This window comes from Nocardioides sp. NPDC057577 (assembly GCF_042801335.1).
In the GTDB taxonomy this organism is placed as follows: domain Bacteria; phylum Actinomycetota; class Actinomycetes; order Propionibacteriales; family Nocardioidaceae; genus Nocardioides.
The window spans coordinates 1-19,998 of record NZ_JBHVGB010000105.1 but is presented as its reverse complement, the minus strand read 5'-3'; the positions used below and the strand labels follow the sequence as shown (position 1 = coordinate 19,998).

16 protein-coding genes are annotated in these 19,998 nt (G+C 69.5%); 6 read left to right on the top strand and 10 right to left on the bottom strand.

Going from position 1 to position 19,998, the window contains the following annotated elements:
* Nucleotides 1-21: 21 nt before the first annotated feature.
* The gene (locus tag ACFU7D_RS19245; RefSeq protein ID WP_378870028.1) at nt 22-3,438 is read right to left on the bottom strand and encodes a bifunctional proline dehydrogenase/L-glutamate gamma-semialdehyde dehydrogenase; all 3,417 of its coding nucleotides are present in this window, start codon (nt 3,436-3,438) and stop codon (nt 22-24) included.
* An 81-nt stretch (nt 3,439-3,519) separates the two neighbouring features.
* Here ACFU7D_RS19245 and ACFU7D_RS19240 point away from each other — a divergent pair, with 81 nt between their 5' ends.
* Nucleotides 3,520-4,437 carry a LysR family transcriptional regulator gene (locus tag ACFU7D_RS19240; protein WP_378729951.1) on the top strand — a complete coding sequence of 306 codons (918 nt, stop codon included), beginning with the start codon at nt 3,520-3,522 and terminating at the stop codon, nt 4,435-4,437.
* 8 nt (nt 4,438-4,445) lie between these two features.
* Here ACFU7D_RS19240 and ACFU7D_RS19235 read toward each other — a convergent pair whose 3' ends face one another.
* Together ACFU7D_RS19235 and ACFU7D_RS19230 are read right to left on the bottom strand one after the other, a co-directional pair.
* Nucleotides 4,446-5,114: a TetR/AcrR family transcriptional regulator gene (locus ACFU7D_RS19235; protein WP_378729953.1), complete on the bottom strand. Its 669-nt coding sequence runs from the start codon at nt 5,112-5,114 to the stop codon at nt 4,446-4,448.
* A gap of 70 nt (nt 5,115-5,184) precedes the next feature.
* A complete protein-coding gene (locus tag ACFU7D_RS19230; protein WP_378870026.1) occupies nt 5,185-6,699 on the bottom strand; it encodes a flavin-containing monooxygenase in 1,515 nt (504 codons plus the stop codon).
* 275 nt (nt 6,700-6,974) lie between these two features.
* On the opposite strand from ACFU7D_RS19230, the gene ACFU7D_RS19225 reads away from it, so the two are divergent.
* Nucleotides 6,975-7,781 (top strand): hypothetical protein, encoded by an 807-nt coding sequence (locus ACFU7D_RS19225; RefSeq protein WP_378870024.1) that lies wholly within the window; start codon nt 6,975-6,977, stop codon nt 7,779-7,781.
* An 83-nt stretch (nt 7,782-7,864) separates the two neighbouring features.
* Here the strand turns inward: ACFU7D_RS19225 and ACFU7D_RS19220 are convergent, their stop codons facing one another.
* Nucleotides 7,865-9,043, bottom strand: coding sequence for a CaiB/BaiF CoA transferase family protein (locus tag ACFU7D_RS19220; protein ID WP_378729959.1), 1,179 nt, complete (start codon nt 9,041-9,043; stop codon nt 7,865-7,867).
* Between the two features lie 179 nt (nt 9,044-9,222).
* On the opposite strand from ACFU7D_RS19220, the gene ACFU7D_RS19215 reads away from it, so the two are divergent.
* Nucleotides 9,223-10,587 carry a serine/threonine-protein kinase gene (locus tag ACFU7D_RS19215; RefSeq protein ID WP_378870022.1) on the top strand — a complete coding sequence of 455 codons (1,365 nt, stop codon included), beginning with the start codon at nt 9,223-9,225 and terminating at the stop codon, nt 10,585-10,587.
* A gap of 3 nt (nt 10,588-10,590) precedes the next feature.
* On the opposite strand, the gene ACFU7D_RS19210 is transcribed toward ACFU7D_RS19215, so the two are convergent.
* Nucleotides 10,591-11,118: a peptidoglycan-binding domain-containing protein gene (locus ACFU7D_RS19210; RefSeq protein ID WP_378870020.1), complete on the bottom strand. Its 528-nt coding sequence runs from the start codon at nt 11,116-11,118 to the stop codon at nt 10,591-10,593.
* Between the two features lie 256 nt (nt 11,119-11,374).
* Here ACFU7D_RS19210 and ACFU7D_RS19205 point away from each other — a divergent pair, with 256 nt between their 5' ends.
* The gene (locus ACFU7D_RS19205; protein ID WP_378870017.1) at nt 11,375-12,823 is read left to right on the top strand and encodes a glyceraldehyde-3-phosphate dehydrogenase; all 1,449 of its coding nucleotides are present in this window, start codon (nt 11,375-11,377) and stop codon (nt 12,821-12,823) included.
* A gap of 9 nt (nt 12,824-12,832) precedes the next feature.
* Here the strand turns inward: ACFU7D_RS19205 and ACFU7D_RS19200 are convergent, their stop codons facing one another.
* From ACFU7D_RS19200 to ACFU7D_RS19185, 4 genes are all read right to left on the bottom strand, one after another.
* Complete coding sequence (locus ACFU7D_RS19200; protein WP_378870014.1) at nt 12,833-13,099, bottom strand: hypothetical protein; 267 nt, start codon at nt 13,097-13,099, stop codon at nt 12,833-12,835.
* A 248-nt stretch (nt 13,100-13,347) separates the two neighbouring features.
* Nucleotides 13,348-14,082: an amino acid ABC transporter ATP-binding protein gene (locus ACFU7D_RS19195; RefSeq protein WP_378870012.1), complete on the bottom strand. Its 735-nt coding sequence runs from the start codon at nt 14,080-14,082 to the stop codon at nt 13,348-13,350.
* A complete protein-coding gene (locus tag ACFU7D_RS19190) occupies nt 14,079-14,936 on the bottom strand; it encodes an amino acid ABC transporter permease (RefSeq protein ID WP_378870008.1) in 858 nt (285 codons plus the stop codon). Before ACFU7D_RS19190 ends, ACFU7D_RS19195 begins: the two co-directional genes overlap by 4 nt.
* Nucleotides 14,933-15,799 carry an ABC transporter substrate-binding protein gene (locus tag ACFU7D_RS19185; protein WP_378870005.1) on the bottom strand — a complete coding sequence of 289 codons (867 nt, stop codon included), beginning with the start codon at nt 15,797-15,799 and terminating at the stop codon, nt 14,933-14,935. The genes ACFU7D_RS19190 and ACFU7D_RS19185 overlap by 4 nt, the downstream gene beginning before the upstream one ends.
* 62 nt (nt 15,800-15,861) lie before the next feature.
* Here ACFU7D_RS19185 and ACFU7D_RS19180 point away from each other — a divergent pair, with 62 nt between their 5' ends.
* The gene (locus ACFU7D_RS19180; RefSeq protein ID WP_378870003.1) at nt 15,862-17,862 is read left to right on the top strand and encodes an NADPH-dependent 2,4-dienoyl-CoA reductase; all 2,001 of its coding nucleotides are present in this window, start codon (nt 15,862-15,864) and stop codon (nt 17,860-17,862) included.
* Between the two features lie 17 nt (nt 17,863-17,879).
* Nucleotides 17,880-18,299, top strand: a complete 420-nt coding sequence (locus tag ACFU7D_RS19175; RefSeq protein WP_378729977.1) for an HIT family protein — start codon at nt 17,880-17,882, stop codon at nt 18,297-18,299.
* A 73-nt stretch (nt 18,300-18,372) separates the two neighbouring features.
* Here the strand turns inward: ACFU7D_RS19175 and ACFU7D_RS19170 are convergent, their stop codons facing one another.
* Nucleotides 18,373-19,866 (bottom strand): tannase/feruloyl esterase family alpha/beta hydrolase, encoded by a 1,494-nt coding sequence (locus tag ACFU7D_RS19170; RefSeq protein WP_378869997.1) that lies wholly within the window; start codon nt 19,864-19,866, stop codon nt 18,373-18,375.
* Between the last annotated feature and the right edge of the window lie 132 nt (nt 19,867-19,998).

Below are 19,998 nucleotides of genomic sequence, written 5' to 3'. Positions count from 1 at the left end.
AGCCGACTCGGCGTGCGGAAATCAGAAGAGGTTCTCCACCAGCGGGGTCGGGGAGCCGAAGCGGTGGGCGGTGATCGAGACGGCCTGCTCGCGCAGGAAGGTGAGCAGCTCGATGCGGCCGGCCTCGACGACGGGCTGGGCGTAGAGGGCGATGTCGACGCGGCCCTGGCTCGCCTCTGCGAAGGTCTCGCGCGACCCACCCAGGAGGCGTACGCGGCCGGGCGCATCCGGCCCGGTCAGCGTGGCGCCCCACGCGGCCGCGTCCTGGACGACGTACGTCGCACCGGTCGCCCGCACCAGGGAGGCAGTCTCCTCGTCCAGCGCAGCGGCGACCGAGACCGTGACCGGAGCCCCGGCAGCGACGCCGGCGGCGAGGACGCGCAGCAGGTGAGCGAGGTGGCCGCCCTCGTGGCGCAGGGTGACCGGCACCGGCGAGTAGCGCAGCACGTTGACCTCGGCGGTCAGTCGCGAGACGTCGCGGGCGGAACCGAACTCGCGCTCCCAGGCGACCGCGTCCGAGCCGGCACCGCGCTGGAGCATCGGCAACCCGTCGACCCCGAGCCGACCGGCCCAGTCGACGAGCGACCGTACGGCAGGAGCCGGCGTCGCGAGCTCGATGGCAGGAGCCGGGACCCAGTCGCTGAGGCCGACCAGGTAGTTGGGCCCACCGGCCTTCGTCCCGGCGCCGACCGCCGACTTCTTCCAGCCACCGAACGGCTGGCGACGCACGATCGCGCCGGTGATGCCGCGGTTGACGTAGGCGTTGCCGGCCTCGACGGAGTCGAGCCACTGCGAGATCTCGGCCCGGTCGAGGCTGTGGATGCCCGCGGTGAGGCCGTAGTCGACCTGGTTCTGGATCTCGATCGCCTCGTCGAGCGAGTCGGCCGAGATCAGGCCGAGGACGGGACCGAAGTACTCGGTCAGGTGGAACTCCGAGCCGCGGGCCACCCCGGTCTTCACACCCGGGGACCAGAGCCGCCCGGTGTCATCGAGCTGGCGCGGCTTGACCAGCCACGACTCGCCCGGGGCGAGCGACGTCAGCGCGTTGAGCAGCTTGCCGGAGGCGGGCTCGATGACCGGCCCCATCTGCACGGCCGGGTCGGTCGGGTAGCCGACCTCGAGCGAGGTCACCGCGTCGATCAGCTGGTCGCGGAAGCGCCGGGAGGTCGCGACGGAGCCGACCAGGATCCCCAGCGACGCCGCCGAGCACTTCTGTCCGGCGTGACCGAAGGCGGAGTAGACGAGGTCCTTGACGGCCAGGTCGAGGTCAGCGTCCGGGGTGACCACCAGCGAGTTCTTGCCGGAGGTCTCGGCCAGCAGCGGCAGGTCCGGGCGGAACGAACGGAAGAGCTCGGCCGTGTCGAACGCACCGGTCAGCACCAGGCGGCCGACCAGCGGCGAGGCGATCAGCGCACGACCGACCTCGTTCTCCGGCACGTGCACCAGCCGCAGCACCTCCTTCGGCACCCCCGCGGCCCAGAGCGTCTCGACCAGCACCGAACCGCAGCGCTTCGCCTGCGGGGCCGGCTTGATCACCACGGCCGACCCGGCCGCGAGCGCGGCCGCGACGCCACCGGTCGGGATGGCGAGCGGGAAGTTCCACGGCGGGGTGACGAGCGTCAACCGCACCGGCACCGCACGCGCGCCGTCGACCGTGTCGAGCTCCTCGGCCAGACCCGCGTAGTAGTTGAGGAAGTCGATCGCCTCGGAGACCTCGGGGTCACCCTGGTCGAGCGTCTTGCCGCACTCGGAGGCGGCAACCTCGAGCCATTCGGCCCGGCGCCGCTCGACCTCGACCGCGGCGGCCCGGAGCACGGCGGCCCGCTCGGCGCCGGTCTTGCGGCCCCAGTCGGCCTGGGCCCCGACGGCACCCTCGAGCACCGACTCGACGGCCTCCACCGAGCTCAGCGTGTGGTCGGCGACGAGCTGGTCACCCAACGTCGAGGAGCCCACCCGGGCGATGATCGCCTTGCCCCACTCCCGGTTGCCCGGCAGGTGCGGATCGGTGTCGGGGGTGTTCTCGAACACTCCGGCCACCGGCGCGACGTCGACCGGCTTGCGTCGGTCTTGGGTCCGGTTCGACGACGGAACGGAGTCGTCGACAGCCGCGAGGGAGCGTACGAACCGCTCCTTCTCACGCTTGTAGAGGGTCTCGGAGGAGTTGAGGTCGAAGACGGCCGACATGAAGTTCTCGGTGCTGGCGCCCTCCTCGAGGCGACGCACGAGATAGGCGATCGCGACATCGAAGTCCTTCGGGTGCACGACCGGCACATAGAGCAGCAGGCCACCCACGGTCTCCCGGACCGCCTCGGCCTGACCTTCGGCCATCCCCAGCAGCATCTCGAACTCGACCGAGTCACGAACCCCGCGCTGACCAGCCAGGATCCAGGCGTACGCCACGTCGAACAGGTTGTGGCCGGCGACGCCGACGCGCACGTTGCCCATCCGCTCGGGCGTCAGCGCCCAGGACAGCACCCGCTTGTAGTTGGTGTCGGAGTCCTGCTTGGTCGACCAGGTCGCGACCGGCCAGCCGTGCAGCGACGCCTCGACGTGCTCCATCGGCAGGTTGGCACCCTTGACCAGCCGCACCTTGATCGCCGCGCCCCCACGCGCGCGACGAGCAGCCGACCAGTCCTGGAGCCGGATCATCGCCGACATGGCGTCGGGCAGGTAGGCCTGCAGGACGATCCCCGCCTCCAGGTCGGCCAGCTCGGGCCGGTCGAGGAGCCGCGTGAAGACGTCGATGGTCATGTCGAGGTCGCGGTACTCCTCCATGTCCAGGTTGATGAACTTCTTCGTCCCGGCAGCCGAGGACTTCGCCGCGTAGGTGTAGAGCGGGAGGAGCCGATCGACCACGTGGGTGACCGCATCGTCGTAGGCCCAGACCGCGTGCGGCGCGACCGGCGAGGAGACCTTCACCGAGACGTAGTCGACGTCGTCGCGCGCCAAGAGCTTGCGGATCCCGGCCAGACGCCGGTCGGCCTCCTTCTGCCCCAGGACGGCCTCGCCGAGGAGGTTGATGTTCAGGTTCACGCCGCGCTCGCGGATCCGCGAGATCTGCTGTCCGAGCCGCGCGTCGGAGGCGTCGATCAGCAGGTGCCCCACCATCTGCCGCAGCGCACGCCGCGCCACCGGGATGACGAACCAGGGCGCGACCAGCGACATCAGCGCGCCGAGCTTCACGCCCAGCTTCAGGTGCCAGGGCAGGAACGAAGGCACGTTGCCGGCCAGCTCACGCAGGCTGGCCGCGGCCACGCGTACGTCCTCGGGCCGGATCACCCGGTCGACGAAGCCGACGGTGAAGTCGAGGCCGGCAGGGTCCTTGAGTACGTCGGCGAGGCGCTGTGCAGCCGGGGCGGCGGGCTTGGTCGAAGCCTTCGCCAACCAGCCACGAACGAGGTGGTCGACCTCGGCGATGAGCGCGTCATTGGTGGTCATAGTGCCGAGTATGCGACCGGAGTCACGTAAGATAAAGCGATGTTTCCTGGAGATGATTCGTAAGTAGAGGTGAATGGTTAGATGCTCGACGTCCGCCGCCTCCGCCTCCTCGCCGAGCTCGCCGCCCGCGGGACGCTGGCGGAGGTCGCCGAAGCCCTCCACCAGAGCCCCTCGTCGGTCTCCCAGCAGCTCGGCCAGCTCGAGCGCGAGGTCGGCGTCCCCCTTCTCACCAAGGCGGGAAGACGGGTCCAGCTCACCGCCGCGGCGGAGGTGCTCGTCGAGCACACGACCGAGATCCTGGCCCGGCTCGAGGCCGCCGAGGCCGCTGTCACCGCGCTCGGCGACGAGACCGCCGGCACGGTCCGGGTTGCCGTCTTCCAGTCAGTGGCCCTCGCCTACATGCCGCAGGCTCTCGCCGACCTGACCCGGCGCCATCCCCGGCTGCGGGTCATGCTGTCCCAGCGCGCTCCCGAGCAGGCGCTCAACGACCTCGCCCTGCGCGAGCTCGACCTGGTGGTCGCCGAGCACTATCCCGACCACGGCGCACCGCACTTCGACGGTCTCGACCGGCAGCCGCTCACCACCGACCGGCTCCGGCTCGCCCTCCCACCCCGCGGATCCGGAGCGATCTGGGACAACATCACCTCCCTCGCCGACGCCGGTTGTGTCCCGTGGGCGATGGAGCCGCCGGGCACTGCGTCCCGCCACTGGATCGAGGAGCAGTGCCGTCGGGCAGGTTTCGAGCCCGAGGTCCGCTACGAGACCGACGACGTCGAGGCCCACGTCGCGCTCGTGGAGTCCGGCAACGCCGTCGCCCTGCTCTCGGACCTGATGCGCGTGCGCCACCGGACCGCGGTGCGGCTCATCGATCTGCCGAGCTCGCCGCGGCGTACGGTCTTCACCGCGACCCGGACCGCGATCGCCGACTCGCCGGGGATCATCGCGTGCCGTGCCGCACTGGCTCGCGTGGTGCCGGCGGACCTGACCCTGCCTGCCTGACGGCGGGTTCAGCCGAGGAGCTCCTCGAGCGGCTGATCGTGGTCGATCGAGAGTCCGTACGCCGTCGTGCGGGTGTCGATCATGGCCAGGATCGCCTCGGTGACGACCGAGGTCAGATGCTCGGCGTCAGGAATGCCCTCGCCGAGGTGGACCCAGCGGCGCACGGCACCGAAGACCATCCCGATCAGGCCGTAGATCAGCGGGTCGACGGCCTTCTTGTCGACCTCGGAGATCTCCACACCGGTCAGCTCGAACGCGGCCAGGATCAGCTCCTTGATCCGCTCCGCGATCCGGTCGAGGCCCTGCTGCAGGGGCCCGGTGCCGTTCGGCGCGGTGTCGACGTCGGCCACCTGGTGCAGGAGCGGGTGCTCGAGCGCCCAGTTGACGTACGCCCCGACGGTGCGGGAGATGATCTGCCGGATCGACCCGGTCAGCTCCATCGCCGGGAAGAGCTTGGCCCACAGACCGTCGAGGATGTCGGCCTGGATGGCGAGATCGAGCTCCCGCCGGTCGGCGAAGTGCCGGTAGACCACCGAGCGGGAGAGCCCGGCGGCCTGGCCGATCGCCTGCAGGCTGACGTTGACGCCGTCGGTCTCGATCAGGCCGATCGCGGCATCGACGATGCGCTTTCGTCGGTCATCGTTGTGACGCTTCCAGCGAACTGCCCTGCCATCCATGGTGGGACCATCGTAGTCCCACGTACTTCACGCCGGGCCTGGAACGCCTGTCACAGTAATCACAGACGGCTCAGGCGAACCGGATCACACCGTCGGCGACCGGCGACCCGAGGGCCTTCATGTCCACGAGGTAGTTCTGCTTCGCGGCCCACGGCGCCCGGTCACCGGCCTTCGGCATGAGGTCCAGCGAACGCTGGATGTAGCCGGAGGCCAGGTCCATGAACGGCCGCTCCTCAACGCTCGGGTCGCGGGTCACCGCGGCGACGTCGTAGCCGTTCTCACCCATGAAGTCGAGGAGTCGGATCACGTAGTCGGTGACCAGGTCGGCCTTGAGCGTCCAGGAGGCGTTGGTGTAGCCGATCGTGTAGGCGAAGTTCGGCATCCCGGTGATCATCAGGCCCTTGTAGGCCATCTGCTCGGGAAGGCTGACCGGATCGCCGTCGACGGCGTAGTCGAGCCCGCCGAAGAGCCGGAGGTTGAGCCCGGTGGCCGAGATGACGATGTCGGCCTCGAGGGTCTCGCCCGACTCGAGCTCGATGCCCTTCGGCACGAAGGTCTTGATCCGGTCGGTCACCACCGCGGCGTACCCCTCGCGGATCGACTTCATCATGTCGCCGTCGGGGACGAAACAGATCCGCTGGTCCCACGGGTCGTAGGGCGGGTTGAAATGCTGGTCGACGTACGCGATCGCCTCGTCCTTGGTCATGCCAGGACGGCCGCCGCGGGCGGTGAGCCCGTTGATCCACTGGTCGCGGATGACCTTCTTGACGACCCCGGGGGCGCGGCGGGCCAGCTGGTAGCTGCCGACGGTGAGCGCGATGTTCTCCCAGCGGACCGTCTCGTGGCCGATCTTCTCGCGCACGCGCTTGAACGGCAGCTTGCCGAGCAGCCTGAACGGCGCGGTCTTGAGCAGCGAGGCGATCGCGTCCTGGCCCGGCCGGGAGAGGATGTACGTCGGGGTGCGCTGCAGCATCGTCACCTTCTCGGCCCGGTCGCTGCCCTCGCCCGCCAGGTTGGGCAGGAGGGTGACGGCGGTCGCGCCGGAGCCGATGATGACGACCTTCTTGCCCGCGTAGTCGAGGTCCTCGGGCCAGTGCTGCGGGTGGACGAAGGTGCCCTCGTAGTCGTCGAGACCGGCGAACTCCGGCTGATAGCCGTTGGCGTAGTCGTAGTAGCCCGTGCAGTTCCACAGGAAGCCGGCAGTGATCTCGGTCGGCCCGTCAGCGGTCTCGACAGAGACCGTCCACTGCTTGTCCTCGGTGCTCCACGCGGCACCGGTGACTTTGTGGCCGTAGTGGATCAGCTTGTCGACGCCGTAGTCCTTCGCCGTGCGGCGCAGGTAGTCACGGATCTGGTGACCGTCGGCGAGGGCCTGCGCGCTCTCCCACGGCCGCCATTTGAAGGCGAAGGTGAACATGTCGGAGTCGGACCGGATGCCCGGGTAGCGGAAGAGGTCCCAGGTCCCACCGCTGGCCTCACGCTGCTCGAGGATCGCGAGCGTCTTGCCGGGCAGTCGCTCCCGGAGCTGTGCGGCCGCTCCGATGCCGGAGACGCCGGCCCCGATGATCAGTACGTCGACATGCATGCGGGCTACGTTACCCGGGAGTACGTGTTTGCGACACCCTGTCCCGCAAACTTTTGCAAGCATTCCGGATCTCAACCGCCGGGGAACGGCATGGCAAAACAACTGCGGCCCAACTTCCGCAACCGCACGCGAGGTCACTACGCTGCGGTCTGCAGTCGTGGGGGCGGCACGCATCCACGGCGATATTTTGGGGTCGTTCACCCTTCGCTTTCGATGGCTGAGGCTGCATCGGACCGCATCGTGCGGTCAAACGGTCTTCGAAAGGTTTTCGAGTGTTGAGTTTCGTACGCACCGGCGCGGTTGTCGCGGGCGTCGCCCTTGCCGGACTCGCCGCCACCCCGGCGTTCGCCACCGGCGACCACGGTGACCCGGCCGGCAACAACGGCACCGTCAAGGTGATCAAGCACGGCAACATCGACGACGTTCCCAACAACGAGCCGCACGTCGGCTGCACCCTCGACATCGAGTGGTACGGCTTCGACGAGGGCGAGGACATCGTCTCCGAGATCAGCTTCGAGCTGCACGCGCCGACCGACACCGGTGAGCTCACCGTCGACGGCCCGAGCTCGGTCCCCGTGGGCGGTGACGCCGCCAGCGGTGCCGGCACCGACGACGGCCTCGACGGTCGCGAGACCTACACGCTGTCTGCGACCGGGCTCGCCCACCCGAAGCAGGGCTTCCACGTGAAGGTCACCATCCACACCCCGGGCAGCATCGGCAACGACACCAAGACCAAGGTCTTCTGGTTCCAGAACTGCGCGGTCGAGGAGGAGCCGTCGACCTCGCCGTCTCCCTCCGAGGAGCCCACGGAGCCCGCCGCCTCCGAGGAGCCGACGGACGAGCCCACCGAGGCCACTCCGGTCTCCGACGAGACCGAGCCTGCTGCCGATGAGTCCTCCGCGGCTCCGGTCGCCGACTCCGACGTGCCGACAAACATCGACGCCGGTCTCGCCGGTGACAGCGAGTCACCGGTTCCCGCGATGTGGCCGCTGCTGGCCATGCTCGCCGGTGCTGCCGCCGCCGGCACCGCGCTCGTCGTGGTCCTGCGTCGCCGCGCCGCCGCTCTGGTCCACAAGGACTGAGCCAACCCGCCAAAGCAATGACCAGGTTGTGAAGCTGAGCGTGGCCTATAGGTCACTCTCAGCTTCACAACTCGTTTTGGCACTCAGTCCTGGAACGCGGCGCCCTTCTCGATCAGCGCGTCCGCGTCGTCGACGCCCCAGGCGGCGAGGGCCTCACGGGTGTGCTGACCGGCGCTGGCGGCCGGTCCGGCACCCAAGGTGGAGGTGGTCCGGCTGAACCGCGGAGCGGGGGCCGGCTGGGTGACGCCGTGGTGGGTGACGTACGTCTGTCGAGCCTGCAGATGCGGATGCGTAGCCGCCTCGGAGGGGGTGAGGACGGGGGCGACGCAGGCGTCGGTGCCCTCGAAGAGCTCGGCCCACTCGGCCATCGTCTTCGACGCGAAGGTCTTCTCGAAGAGCGAGCGCATCTCGTCGTAGCGCTCCATCTCGTACTGCCCCGGGCAGACCCCGTCGAGCCCGAGCCGGGTGACCATCTCGGCGAAGAACTTGCCCTCCAGCGCACCGACCGCGACCTGCCGGCCGTCGGCGGTGTCGTAGAGCGCATAGAACGGCATCGCGCCGTCGAGGAGGTTGCTCTGCCGCTGCTCGTGCCAGGTGCCGGAGGCGAGCATGCCGGAGATCATCGTGGCGAGGTGGGCGGTGCCGTCCACGATCGCGGCGTCGACGACCTGGCCCTCACCGGTGGTCTTCGCCGAGACGAGCGCGGCGAGGATGCCCATGACCAGGTAGGTGGATCCGCCGCCGAAGTCGCCGAGCAGGTTGAGCGGGAAGTGTGGGCGGGCGGGGTCCTGACCGAGCCCGTTGAGCACGCCGGTGGTGGCGATGTAGGTGAGGTCGTGTCCGGCGGACTGGGCCAGCGGACCTTCCTGGCCCCAGCCGGTCATCCGGCCGTAGACGAGACGCGGGTTGCGCTCCAGACAGGCGTCGGGGCCCAGGCCGAGACGGTCGGTGACGCCAGGGCGCAGCCCCTCGATGAGCACGTCGGCGGTCTCGACCAGACGGAGGACGGTCTCGACGGCATCCGGGTTCTTCAGGTCTAGCGCGATGCTCGGGCGGCCGCGGGTGAGCAGGTCACCGGCACCCCCGCCGAGCACGTTGCCGCCCGGCCGGTCGACCCGGATCACGTCCGCACCCATGTCCGCGAGAAGCGTGCACGCGTGCGGCCCCGGTCCGATCCCCGCCAGCTCGACGACCTTGACCCCGCGGAGGGGTCCGGTGCCCTGGCCCAATGTCACTGTGGATGGTTCCGTCGACTCAGTCATGACCGTCATGCTCCCAGAATTCCGACCGCCCACGCGGCGTGCCCGGATCTCAGTGTCAAGTCCGATACGCTCCGAGGCACACTCGCCGGTGCACAGGAGCAGAGAAGTTGTCTCGGGAAATCCCCACGTCCCCCCAGTCCGCACAGTCCAGCCCGCTGACCGCGAACGATCCGCGCGAGATGGGTCCGTACGAACTCATCGGCCGCATCGGCCACGGCGGCATGGGCGTGGTCTATCTGGGTGAGGACACCGCGGGCATGAAGGCGGCGGTCAAGGCGATCCTTCCCGAGCTCACCTCCGACCCGGGGTTCCGCGCCCGGTTCGAGCGGGAGATCGAGGCCGCCAAGCGGGTCGAGAGCCGGTTCACCGCGAGGGTCCTCGACGCCGACCCCGATGCCGAGCAGCCGTGGATGGCGAGCGAGTACGTCGCCGACCCGCCGCTCAACAAGCTGGTCAGCTCGGGCCAGCGCCTGCCCGAGATCGACGTACGCCAGCTGGTCGCCGGCGTCGCCGAGGCCCTCGCCGCGGTGCACGCCGCCGGGCTGGTCCACCGCGACATCAAGCCGGGCAACATCCTCTACGGCGCCACCGACCCGTGCGTGATCGACATGGGCATCGCCCGCTCCGTCGACGGCACCGCGCTGACCCAGACCGGCAAGGCGGTCGGCACCTACGGCTACCAGGCGCCCGAGCAGGTCCAGACCGGCACCTTCTCCAGCGCCGTCGACATCTGGGCACTGGGCCTGGTCGCCTTCGTCGCCGCCACCGGCCGCTGGCCGTTCAGTGGCGAGATCGGCTCGATGGGACATCTGCTCAAGGGCGAGTCGCCCAACCTGAGCCTCTGCCCGGTCTACCTGCGCCCGCTGGTCGCCGCCTGCCTGGCCGAGGACCCGACCGGACGCCCCTCCGCCGCGGACATCCTCGCCACCAACGGCGACTGGACCCTGCTGCCGGCCCCGGTCACCTCGGAGGAGGCGACCAGCATCGGCACGCTGCCGCCGGCCTTCACCACGGGCGAGATCGCTCGCCCTCCGCGCCCCGGCACGACTTCCTCCGACACTGCCGACCTGCCGACGATGGCACCCACGTTCGCTGAGCCCGCCCAGCCTTCCGGCCGACGCTGGAAGGTCGCGGTCCTGGCCGCGGCGGCCGTGGTCCTGGTCTCGGCCGGCGTGGCCGTCGCCGCCAATCCCGGCCTCCTGCCCGGCCAGGACGACACACCGAAGGTCGGCGAGGTGACCCCGTCTGCCGAGCCGACCACCGGCGAGCGCAGCACGGCGCCGACCACGCCGGTCGGCGGCTCGGTCGACACGGGGACGGACCCCGGGGTGAGCGAGGAGACCGGCGAGGAAACCGGAGAGGGCCAGACCGGCCCTAGCGGCGACGCGACCCCTGCCGAGTCGCCGACCCCGAGCGCGACAGCCCCCAGCGCCCCGGCGACTGAGTCTGCCAGCCCGACACCGACGGCCGAGCCGACCGAGACCGAGACTGTCGAGCCGACCGAGGAGCCGACCCCGACGGAGACGCCGTCACCGCTGGAGTGACGCTCAGAACCGGTTGGGGTTCGTGCAGAGGTACCCGTTCGGATAGACGAGGATCACGCCGTCCGGGGCGTGGTGGGCCCAGCGCATCCCCTTGCGGGTCTTGACGCCGTAGACACCATCGATGGCACTGCCCGTGAAGCCGAGCTGGTACCGCTGAAACGCCTTGATGGCACTCACCATGCCGTCGCCGTACACACCGTCAGCACCTCCGCTGTTCCGGATCCTGGCGGCCGCCGTCGTGCCGGAGTAACACGTCAGAATGTTGTTCTGGACGGCCTTGACGGCGCGCTTCTGCCCGGCCGTGGTGCCATGCCCCTTGCCCATCCAGCAGTCCCAGCTGCTGCTGTTGAGAGGGATCTTCCCGTAGTCGTGCGGGTACGCCGACAGGCCGAGGTTCCTGGTCGACGCCGTGTTGCAGCTGCCGGTCGAGGCGGCCTGGGAAGGCGAGGCGGCCAACCCGAGCGGCAGCGACGCGAGGATGAGCCCCACGGCAGCCACCGAAGCTCGAAGTCCGGGCTTGCTGATACGCATCATTGAATCCTTCGGTCTCGGGTGTCGCATTGTGCGTTGACCGTAGGCCGCGAGGCACTCACGGCGTACCCGTACCTCTCCCGTACCTCGTCGCCCCGGCAAGGACTCAGACGGCGCCCGAAGAGACCCCGGTCACACCGAGTCCGAGGTTGGATCGATCAAGGTGGCCGGGGCTATAGGGATGCCGATAATCGACCCTGGCGGAGTGCGCCATCCGCCCCGAAATGGGCCTTCCCGAGCAACTGAAAGTTGAGCTGTGAGCGACACCGACGAGACCTTCAACGACTGGCAGCACCGCGAGGAGCTCGCGGAGACGATGATCCCGATCATCGGCAAGCTCTACCGCGAGAAGGATGTCACCATCCTGGTCCACAGCCGGTCGCTGGTGAGCAAGTCCGACATCTCGATCCTCAAGGCGCACCGTTTCGCGCGCCAGATCGAGGGCGAGGAGCTCTCGGTCATCGACACGTTCCCGCTGCTCCAGGCCGTCGCCAAGCTCGACCTCGGCCCCTCGAAGATCGACCTCGGCCAGCTCGCGATCCAGTACGCAGCAGACGACCGTGGCCTCTCCGTCGACGAGTTCGTCGCCGAGAAGCTCTCCGGTGCCACTGGCGAGAACAAGATCGAGCGCAACGGTGGCCAGGACGTCGTGCTCTACGGCTTCGGCCGGATCGGCCGGCTCGTCGCCCGGCTCCTCGTCGAGAAGGCCGGCTCGCGCCACGGTCTGCGACTGAAGGCCGTCGTCGTCCGCAAGGGCGGCGAGGACGACCTCATCAAGCGCGCCTCGCTGCTGCGCCGCGACTCGATCCACGGCCAGTTCGCCGGCACCATCACGGTGGACGAGAAGAACGGCGTGATCATCGCCAACGGCAACCCGATCCAGTTCATCTACTCCAACGACCCGACGACGGTCGACTACACGGCGTACGGCATCAAGGACGCCATCCTCATCGACAACACCGGCAAGTGGCGTGACCGTGAGGGCCTCTCGCAGCACCTGCGTCCGGGCATCAAGAAGGTCCTGCTGACCGCGCCGGGCAAGGGCGACGTCCCCAACATCGTCCACGGCGTCAACCACCAGACCCTCACCGGCGACGAGCAGGTCATCTCTTGCGCGTCCTGCACGACCAACGCGATCGTGCCGCCGCTGAAGCTGATGGAAGACCGCTTCGGCATCGTCCGCGGCCACGTCGAGACGGTGCACTCGTTCACCAACGACCAGAACCTGCTGGACAACTACCACAAGGCCGACCGCCGCGGCCGCTCCGCACCGCTCAACCTGGTGCTCACCGAGACCGGTGCCGCCTCCGCCGTCGCCAAGGCGCTCCCGGACCTGAAGGCGAAGATCACCGGCAACTCGATCCGCATCCCCACCCCGGACGTCTCGATCGCGATCCTGTCGCTCTCGCTCAAGAGCGAGACCTCCAAGGAAGAGGTCGTCGACTACCTGCGCGAGGCCTCGCTCACCGGCGAGCTGCGTCGCCAGGTGGACTTCACCACCGCCCGCGACGCGGTCTCCTCCGACTTCATCGGCTCCCGCGCCGCCTCGATCGTCGACGGCAACGCGACCATCGTCGACGGAGACTCCGCCATCCTCTACGTCTGGTACGACAACGAGTTCGGCTACTCCTGCCAGGTCGTCCGCACCGTGCAGTCGATCTCGGGCGTCGAGTACCCGACCTTCCCGGCCCCGGCTGCCGTCTGAGCCTGACTCCTACGCTGCCCCGTCCTGTCCGGTCTCCGGATGGGGCGGGGCAGCGGCGTTCCAGGCTCGGAGGAATGCGTCGGCGCTGGTCAGACCGACCTGTGCGACGTCGCGGAGCGCGGGCGCGGACCGTAGCCACATCTCGTACTCGAGCTGTTCTTTCTGCTTCTCGGCATCGACCCTGAGCCGGTCGACCTCGCGCAACGGCCCGTTGACCGGCGCACCCCAGACCGTCACCGTCGGTCCGTGCTCGAGCGGCAGCCAGGTCTCCTTCAACGGCTCGAACCACTCCCCAGGCGGTTCGACGTGAAACGTACGTGGCGGTGCGCTGCGGTTCCGCGCCGGCGTCGCGCCCGCGTGTGGTGATTCGCGTTGTGATCCCCATGCGCAGGGACGCTAGGAGCACGCGTCAGGTGACGCGACCACAATCAAGACCCTGTGGATAACTCTGTGGAAACTGCCCGACGGCCCGCCCCAGGGGCCGGATCCGATCACTTTTACAAGACGCTCATCAGGTTCAGGAGTCAGGAGCGTACGCGGGCGAGGAAGGCGCGGGTGCGCTCCTCGACAGGATCGCCGAAGAGCTGCTCCGGCGGCCCCTGCTCCAGCACGCGTCCGCCGTCCAGGAAGCAGACCTTGGTGGCGACCTCGCGGGCGAAGGACATCTCATGGGTGGCGAGGACCAGGGTGGTGCCGGCGGCAGCCTCGGCCCGGACGATCTCCAACACCTCCCCGACGAGCTCGGGGTCGAGGGCTGCGGTGATCTCGTCGAGGAGCAGCAGCCGCGGCCGTGTGCACATCGCCCGCACCAGCGCGACCCGCTGCTGCTGACCTCCGGAGAGGGCGTCGGGGTGGGCGTCGGCCTTGTCGGCCAGCCCGAACCGGGCCAGCAGCTCCCGGGCTCGATCCGCGGCGTCACCAGGTCGAACACCGTGCACCCGCACCTGCGCCAGCGTGCAGTTGTCGAGCACGGAGAGATGCGGGAAGAGGTTGTACGCCTGGAAGACCATCCCGATCTCGCGGCGGACCGAGCGCGGGTCCACCAGCGGATCGGAGATCTCCCGGCCGTCGAACCTGATGACCCCGTCATCGATCGTCTCGAGCAGGTTCAGGCAGCGCAGCAGGGTCGACTTCCCCGACCCCGACGCACCGATCAGGCAGACCACGTCGTGCTCGGCGACGGACAGATCCAGGTCGTCCAGGACGACCTTCCCGCGATAGGCCTTGCGCAGGGCCTTGGCCTCCAGCAGCGCCGTCATCTGCCCTGCTCCTTCTCGATCTGTCGCCGCATCAGCCAGTCGGTGAGCCGGGTGAGCGGCACCGCGACGAGGAGGAAGTACGCGGCAGCCACCAGCAACGGCGTGCCGTTGAAGTTGTAGCCCTGGTAGTCCTGGGCGGCCCGGAGCGCCTCGAAGACACCCACCGCCGAGATCAGCGCGGTGTCCTTCTGCAGCGAGACGAGATCGTTCATCAGCGGCGGTACGACACGGCGTACGGCCTGCGGGAGAACCACGAAGCGCATGGTCTGGGCCCGGGTCAGCGCCAGCGCCTCGGCCGAGGCGACCTGGGTGGGATGGATCGCCAGGATGCCGGCGCGGAAGACCTCGGCGACATAGGCCCCGTAGCAGAGCACGAGGGCGAACGTGGTCAGCCAGAACAGCGAGCTGGTCACCCCGGACAGCCCCAGAGCCGGGATGCCGATGCCGCAGATGACCACGACCATGATCGACGGCACCCCACGGAACAGGTCTGTGTAGCCGGTGGCCAGGAGCCGCAGTGGCGCCAGCCACGGGGAGGTCGTCTGGCGGGCGATGGCCACGAGCGCACCGAGGACGAGTACGCACGGTTCGGCGACCAGGAAGATCCGGATGTTGATCCAGAACCCCTCCGCGATCGCCGCGAACGAGTCGCGGGCGTGCGACCAGCTCAGGAAGTAGTCCCGGAACCGATCCCACCCCGGCGAGGAGATGACCAGGAGCACGACGCCGAGCGCCACCACGACGGTCACCACCGTGGCGATGACGACCTGCTGGAGCCTCAGCCGACGGCGTACGGCCCGTCTCTCGAGCTCTCGCTCACTGGGCGCCCAAGCCGTCACGTCAGACTGGCTCATTGCAGGACGGGCACGGAGACGACGTCGGAGAGCCACTCCTTCTCGAGCGCGGCGAGGGTGCCGTCCTCCTCGAGCGCGGTCAGCGCCTCGTCGAGGCACGGCACCAGACCGCTGTCCTTCTCGGTCAGCAGGCCGAACTCCTCCGGCTTCTGGCTGCTCTCGAACTGCCCGGTGATCGTGCTGCCCTCGATCTCCGCGGCGGTGACGTAGAACGCGGTCGGCAGGTCGAAGACGAGCGCGTCGACCTGACCGTTGAGGAGCGCCTGCTTGGCCTGGTCGCTGGTGTCGAAGACCAGCGGGTCCGTGCTCGGCTGCACGTCCTCGCGGATCGCGGTGAGCGACGTGGTCGCGGTCTGGGCGCCGAGCTTGAGGCCCTTCAGGTCCTCGAGCGAGGCGGCCTTGGCCGCATCCTTCTCCATCGTCACGACCGCCTGCGAGGCCGTGTAGTAGCCCTGCGAGAAGTCGACGACGCCCGCCCGCTCGGGCGTGATCGAGATCTGGTTGATGTCGAAGTCGAACTTCTTCTCGCCCGGCGTGTAGGAGGTGTTGAACGCCTGCTTGACCCAGACGACCTCGTCCTTCGCGAACCCGAGCTGATCGGCGACGGCATAGGCGACCGCCGACTCGAAGCCCTTGCCGTTGCTCGGGTCGTCCTCGGAGAACCACGGCTCGTACGCCGGGGAGTCGGTGCCGATGGTCAGCTTGCCGTCCTGCTTCAGCGGCAGGTCCGCGGCCTCGCACGAGGCGGGCGCGCCGCCATCGGCACTGTCCTCTGCCTCGCTCCCGCAGGCGGTCAGCGCGGCGGCGAGAGCCAGCGGAGCGAGAATGGCAGTAAGGCGTGTGCGCCCAGGCTGATGCAACATGCCGGAATCGTAGATGGTACGGGCACTAGCCGCTTCTTATTACTCGTGAGTAGCATACGTCCATGGCGTACGAATCCCTGCTCTCACCGATCACCATCGGGTCGCTCACGCTGCGCAACCGGGTGGTGATGGGGTCGATGCACACCGGCCTCGAGGACCACGCGTGGGACATCCCGAAGCTGGCCGCCTACTTCGCCGAGCGGGCACGCGGAGGCACCGGGCTGATCATCACCGGCGGCTACGCGCCCAACAAGCGCGGCTGGCTCAAGCCGTTCGCGAGCGAGATGAGCTCCCGGCTGCACGCTGCCCAGCACCGCCGGGTCACCGGCGCGGTGCACGAGGAGGGCGGCGCGATCGCGATGCAGGTGCTGCACGCGGGTCGCTACGCGTACACGCCGTTCTCGGTCAGCGCCTCGGCAGTCCAGGCGCCGATCAACCCGTTCAAGCCCGCGGCCCTCTCCGACAAGGCCGTCGACGCGACCGTGACCGACTTCGCCAAGAGCGTCTCGCTGGCGAAGAAGGCCGGCTACGACGCGGTCGAGATCATGGGGTCCGAGGGCTACCTGATCAACCAGTTCCTCGCCGAACGGACCAACCAGCGTGAGGACCGCTGGGGCGGCACTTCGACCAACCGGATGCGGTTCCCGGTCGAGATCGTCCGCCGGAGCCGCGAGCTGGTCGGCGACGACTTCCCGATCATCTTCCGGCTCTCGATCCTCGACCTGGTCGAGGACGGCCAGACCTGGGAGGAGACGATCGAGCTCGCCTACGCGCTCCAGGACGCCGGCGTCTCGGTCTTCAACACCGGCATCGGCTGGCACGAGGCGCGGGTGCCCACCATCATCACCCAGGTCCCGCGCGGCGCTTGGCTGGACATGACCGCGCGCCTCAAGGCCGAGGTGAACATCCCGGTCTGCGCCTCCAACCGGATCAACACCCCCGAGCTCGCCGACGGTGCGATCGCCGAGGGCAAGGCCGACCTGGTCTCGATGGCCCGCCCGCTGCTGGCGGACCCCGAGTTCGCCAAGAAGACCGCCGAGGGCCGCACCGACGAGATCAACACCTGCATCGCCTGCAACCAGGCCTGCCTGGACCACGCCTTCGCCAACAAGGCCGCCTCCTGCCTGGTCAACCCGCGCGCCGCACGCGAGACCACCCTGGTGCTCAGGCCGACCAAGCTCAAGCAGAAGGTGGCCGTCGTCGGCGCCGGACCGGCCGGCCTCGCCGCCGCCACCTCGGCCGCCGAGCGCGGCTTCGCGGTGACCCTGTTCGAGAAGTCCTCGCAGGTCGGAGGCCAGTTCCGGCTCGCGATGGCGGTGCCCGGCAAGGAGGACTTCAAGGACACGCTGCGCTACTTCACCCGCCGTCTCGAGGTGCTGGGCGTCGAGGTACGTCTCGACACCGAGGCCACCACCACCGACCTCGAGCCCTTCGACCACGTCATCGTCTCCACCGGCGTCACGCCGCGGCTCCCGCAGATCGCCGGCTCCGAGGACGAGCGGGTCGTGACGTACGCCGACGTGCTCGCCGGTCGGGTCGTCCCGGGACGTCGCGTCGCGGTGATCGGTGCCGGCGGCATCGGCGTCGACGTGTCCGCATGGCTGACCCACCAGCCCGAGACCCTCGAGGAGTGGAAGGCCCGGTGGGGCGTCGGTGACCCGGCGACCTTCCGCGGCGGCCTGACCAGGCCGGTCCTGGAGGCACCGGCTCGCCAGGTGACCCTGCTGCAGCGGAAGGCCACCCCGATCGGCATCGGCCTCGGCAAGACCTCCGGCTGGGCCCACCGCGCCCACCTGAAGCAGGACGGCGTCAAGCAGGTCCGGGGCGCGACGTACGACAAGATCGAGGCCGGCGACGACTCGGTCACCCTCCACTACGCCGTCGACGGCGAGCCCCGCACGCTCGACGTCGATCACGTCATCCTCTGCGCGGGCCAGGAGTCGGTGCGAGACCTGTGGACCGAGCGCGAGCACTGGCACCTGATCGGTGGCGCAGACGTCGCCGCCGAGCTCGACGCCAAGCGCGCGATCAGGCAGGGAACCGAGGTCGCGGCCGGGCTGTGACCCGATAGCCTCGGGGCATGAGTGATCCCGATTGCCTGTTCTGCAACATCGTCGCGGGCAACATCCCCTCGACGAAGGTCTACGAGGACGACGAGACGTACGCCTTCGCGGACATCGCCCCGGCGGCCGAGGGCCACACGGTGGTGGTGCCGAAGACGCACACCAAGGACGTCCTCGAGGCCGACCCGGCGGTCTACGCCGCCACCGCGAAGACCGCCCAGGCGGTCGCGAAGCGGGCGGTCGACGTGCTGCAGGCGGACGGGGTCAACGTACTCAACAACTGCGGGCCGGCCGCGTGGCAGACGGTGTTCCACCTGCACTTCCACGTGATCCCGCGCTACACCGACAAGACCAAGGACTCGCTCACGCTCCCCTGGGTGCCGAAGCCGGGTGACCTGGACGCGATCCGGGCGATCGGCGAGAAGCTCGCCTTCTAGCGGCGCTGCCGGGAGCGACTGCGGAGTGGCGATGCGCCAGGTGCGCACCGCCACTCCGCGATCATGAGTCAGCTCAGGACAGGCTGCGCGGGGCCTTGCCCTTCTCGACCCAGCTCACCAGCGCCCCCAGCGGGTCCGCGGGTGCCGGGGCCGCACCCGGACCGCAGTGGGCGGCGCCGGGCACGAGGAAGAGCCGGTAGAAGTCGCTGGTCGCCCGGCGACCGAAGCGCTTCTCGACCTCGTCGTGGTAGCGGATCGAGCCGCCGACAGGGACGAGCTGGTCGGCCAGGCCGTGCCAGGTCAGCAGCTTGCCACCGGCACGACGGAAGCCGGACAGGTCGGCGTCGTCGCTGGCGATGACATCGTGGTATTGCTCCACCGACTGCTCGAGGTAGGCCTCGAAGTCGGCCTGGGTGATCGTGGTGAGGTCATAGGCCGGGTCCTGCTTCAACAGGCTGGCGATCCAGCCGGTCGACACCGGGAAGGGGTAGGTGCCGATCGCACTGAGGTCGGCCCCCTTGGCCAGGCCGTACCAGAGCCGCTTCCCGGTCGAGGAGCGCGGGCCGTCCCAGATCCGGTCGACGACCTCGGCATCGGTGGCCGTGAGGGTCAGCTGCTCGCCGTCGCAGAGAACGGTCCGCCCGACGATGCTCTTCGGGTCGAAGTCGCAGGCGAACGGGTCCTCGATGACACCGTCGGCCTCCGGGCCGTCGCAGGCGGCGACGGCCGCGGCGGTGAAGGCGTCGAACTCGCACTTCGTCAGGTGGTCGTCCAGCTCGTTCTGCACCACGATCGGCCAGAGATCGGCCACGGCGAAGCGGTCCCAGGAGATCGCCGGTGCGTTGGCGAGGACCCCGTCGAAGTCGCCAGGATGACGCTGCGCCTCCATGTAGCCCTGGCGGCCGCCGGTCGAGCAGCCATTCCAGTACGAGTACGACGCCGCGCGGCCGTAGTGGGCGCGCGTGACCGCCTTGCCGACGACGGCCAGCTCGTGCGGGCCGCGCTCGGCGAAGTTCTCCAGCACCGTCCGGTTCACCTCGCCGTCGGCGGTCAGCGCCCAGTCGGGGGTGTACCCGGTGGTCGGGGTCGCACCGGCGTCCGTGGTGCCGACCGCGTAGCCGGCCTTGATCGCGTTCGCCTGCTCGGGGCCGAAGCCGCCGGCGAGGTAGCCGCTGCCGCCGAGCGCCTGGAAGCGGCCGGTCCATCCGGTCGCCGGCAACCACACCTCGATCAGCTCGCGGTCACCGGCACGGCCGTGCGTCAGCGTGACCTGGACCTGGCAGAACGCCGGCACCCCGGTCACCGGCGGGGGCGGCTCGGCCTGCCCGAACAGCGGCGGGAACTCCAGCGTGCCGCCCGGCTCGGCGACCGCCGTGACGTCGACGACCCGGGCACCCTTGGGTGCGGAGACGTCCGGGACGACGCACTCCGGCGCTGCTGAGTCGGAGCCGATCGTGGTCGTGGTGCCCGTCGAGGGCCGGTCGTGATGGATGCCTGCGTACGCCGGTTGCACGGCGAAGGTGAGCGCAGCGACCAACGGGACCGCGGCGACCAGGATCTTCTTCATGTCGTTCTCCTCCTCGTGCGGCCCGCTCGGGCCCCACCAGGAACAAAACCCGGCAACAACCCCGGCCCACCCCCCGGCGACACCCAGGCCCACCCCCCGGTGGGAAACCAGGCGAGGGATCGGAGCAATCCC

Excerpts from the sequence above, each read along its gene's own strand:
- ACFU7D_RS19190 (WP_378870008.1), bottom strand. The coding sequence starts at position 14,936 with ATGAGCCAGTCTGACGTGACGGCTTGGGCGCCCAGTGAGCGAGAGCTC.
- ACFU7D_RS19240 (WP_378729951.1), top strand. The coding sequence starts at position 3,520 with ATGCTCGACGTCCGCCGCCTCCGCCTCCTCGCCGAGCTCGCCGCCCGC.
- ACFU7D_RS19210 (WP_378870020.1), bottom strand. The coding sequence starts at position 11,118 with ATGCGTATCAGCAAGCCCGGACTTCGAGCTTCGGTGGCTGCCGTGGGG.
- ACFU7D_RS19180 (WP_378870003.1), top strand. The coding sequence starts at position 15,862 with ATGGCGTACGAATCCCTGCTCTCACCGATCACCATCGGGTCGCTCACG.
- ACFU7D_RS19230 (WP_378870026.1), bottom strand. The coding sequence starts at position 6,699 with ATGCATGTCGACGTACTGATCATCGGGGCCGGCGTCTCCGGCATCGGA.
- ACFU7D_RS19195 (WP_378870012.1), bottom strand. The coding sequence starts at position 14,082 with ATGACGGCGCTGCTGGAGGCCAAGGCCCTGCGCAAGGCCTATCGCGGG.
- ACFU7D_RS19245 (WP_378870028.1), bottom strand. The coding sequence starts at position 3,438 with ATGACCACCAATGACGCGCTCATCGCCGAGGTCGACCACCTCGTTCGT.
- ACFU7D_RS19170 (WP_378869997.1), bottom strand. The coding sequence starts at position 19,866 with ATGAAGAAGATCCTGGTCGCCGCGGTCCCGTTGGTCGCTGCGCTCACC.
- ACFU7D_RS19175 (WP_378729977.1), top strand. The coding sequence starts at position 17,880 with ATGAGTGATCCCGATTGCCTGTTCTGCAACATCGTCGCGGGCAACATC.
- ACFU7D_RS19215 (WP_378870022.1), top strand. The coding sequence starts at position 9,223 with ATGGGTCCGTACGAACTCATCGGCCGCATCGGCCACGGCGGCATGGGC.
- ACFU7D_RS19220 (WP_378729959.1), bottom strand. The coding sequence starts at position 9,043 with ATGACTGAGTCGACGGAACCATCCACAGTGACATTGGGCCAGGGCACC.
- ACFU7D_RS19185 (WP_378870005.1), bottom strand. The coding sequence starts at position 15,799 with ATGTTGCATCAGCCTGGGCGCACACGCCTTACTGCCATTCTCGCTCCG.
- ACFU7D_RS19235 (WP_378729953.1), bottom strand. The coding sequence starts at position 5,114 with ATGGATGGCAGGGCAGTTCGCTGGAAGCGTCACAACGATGACCGACGA.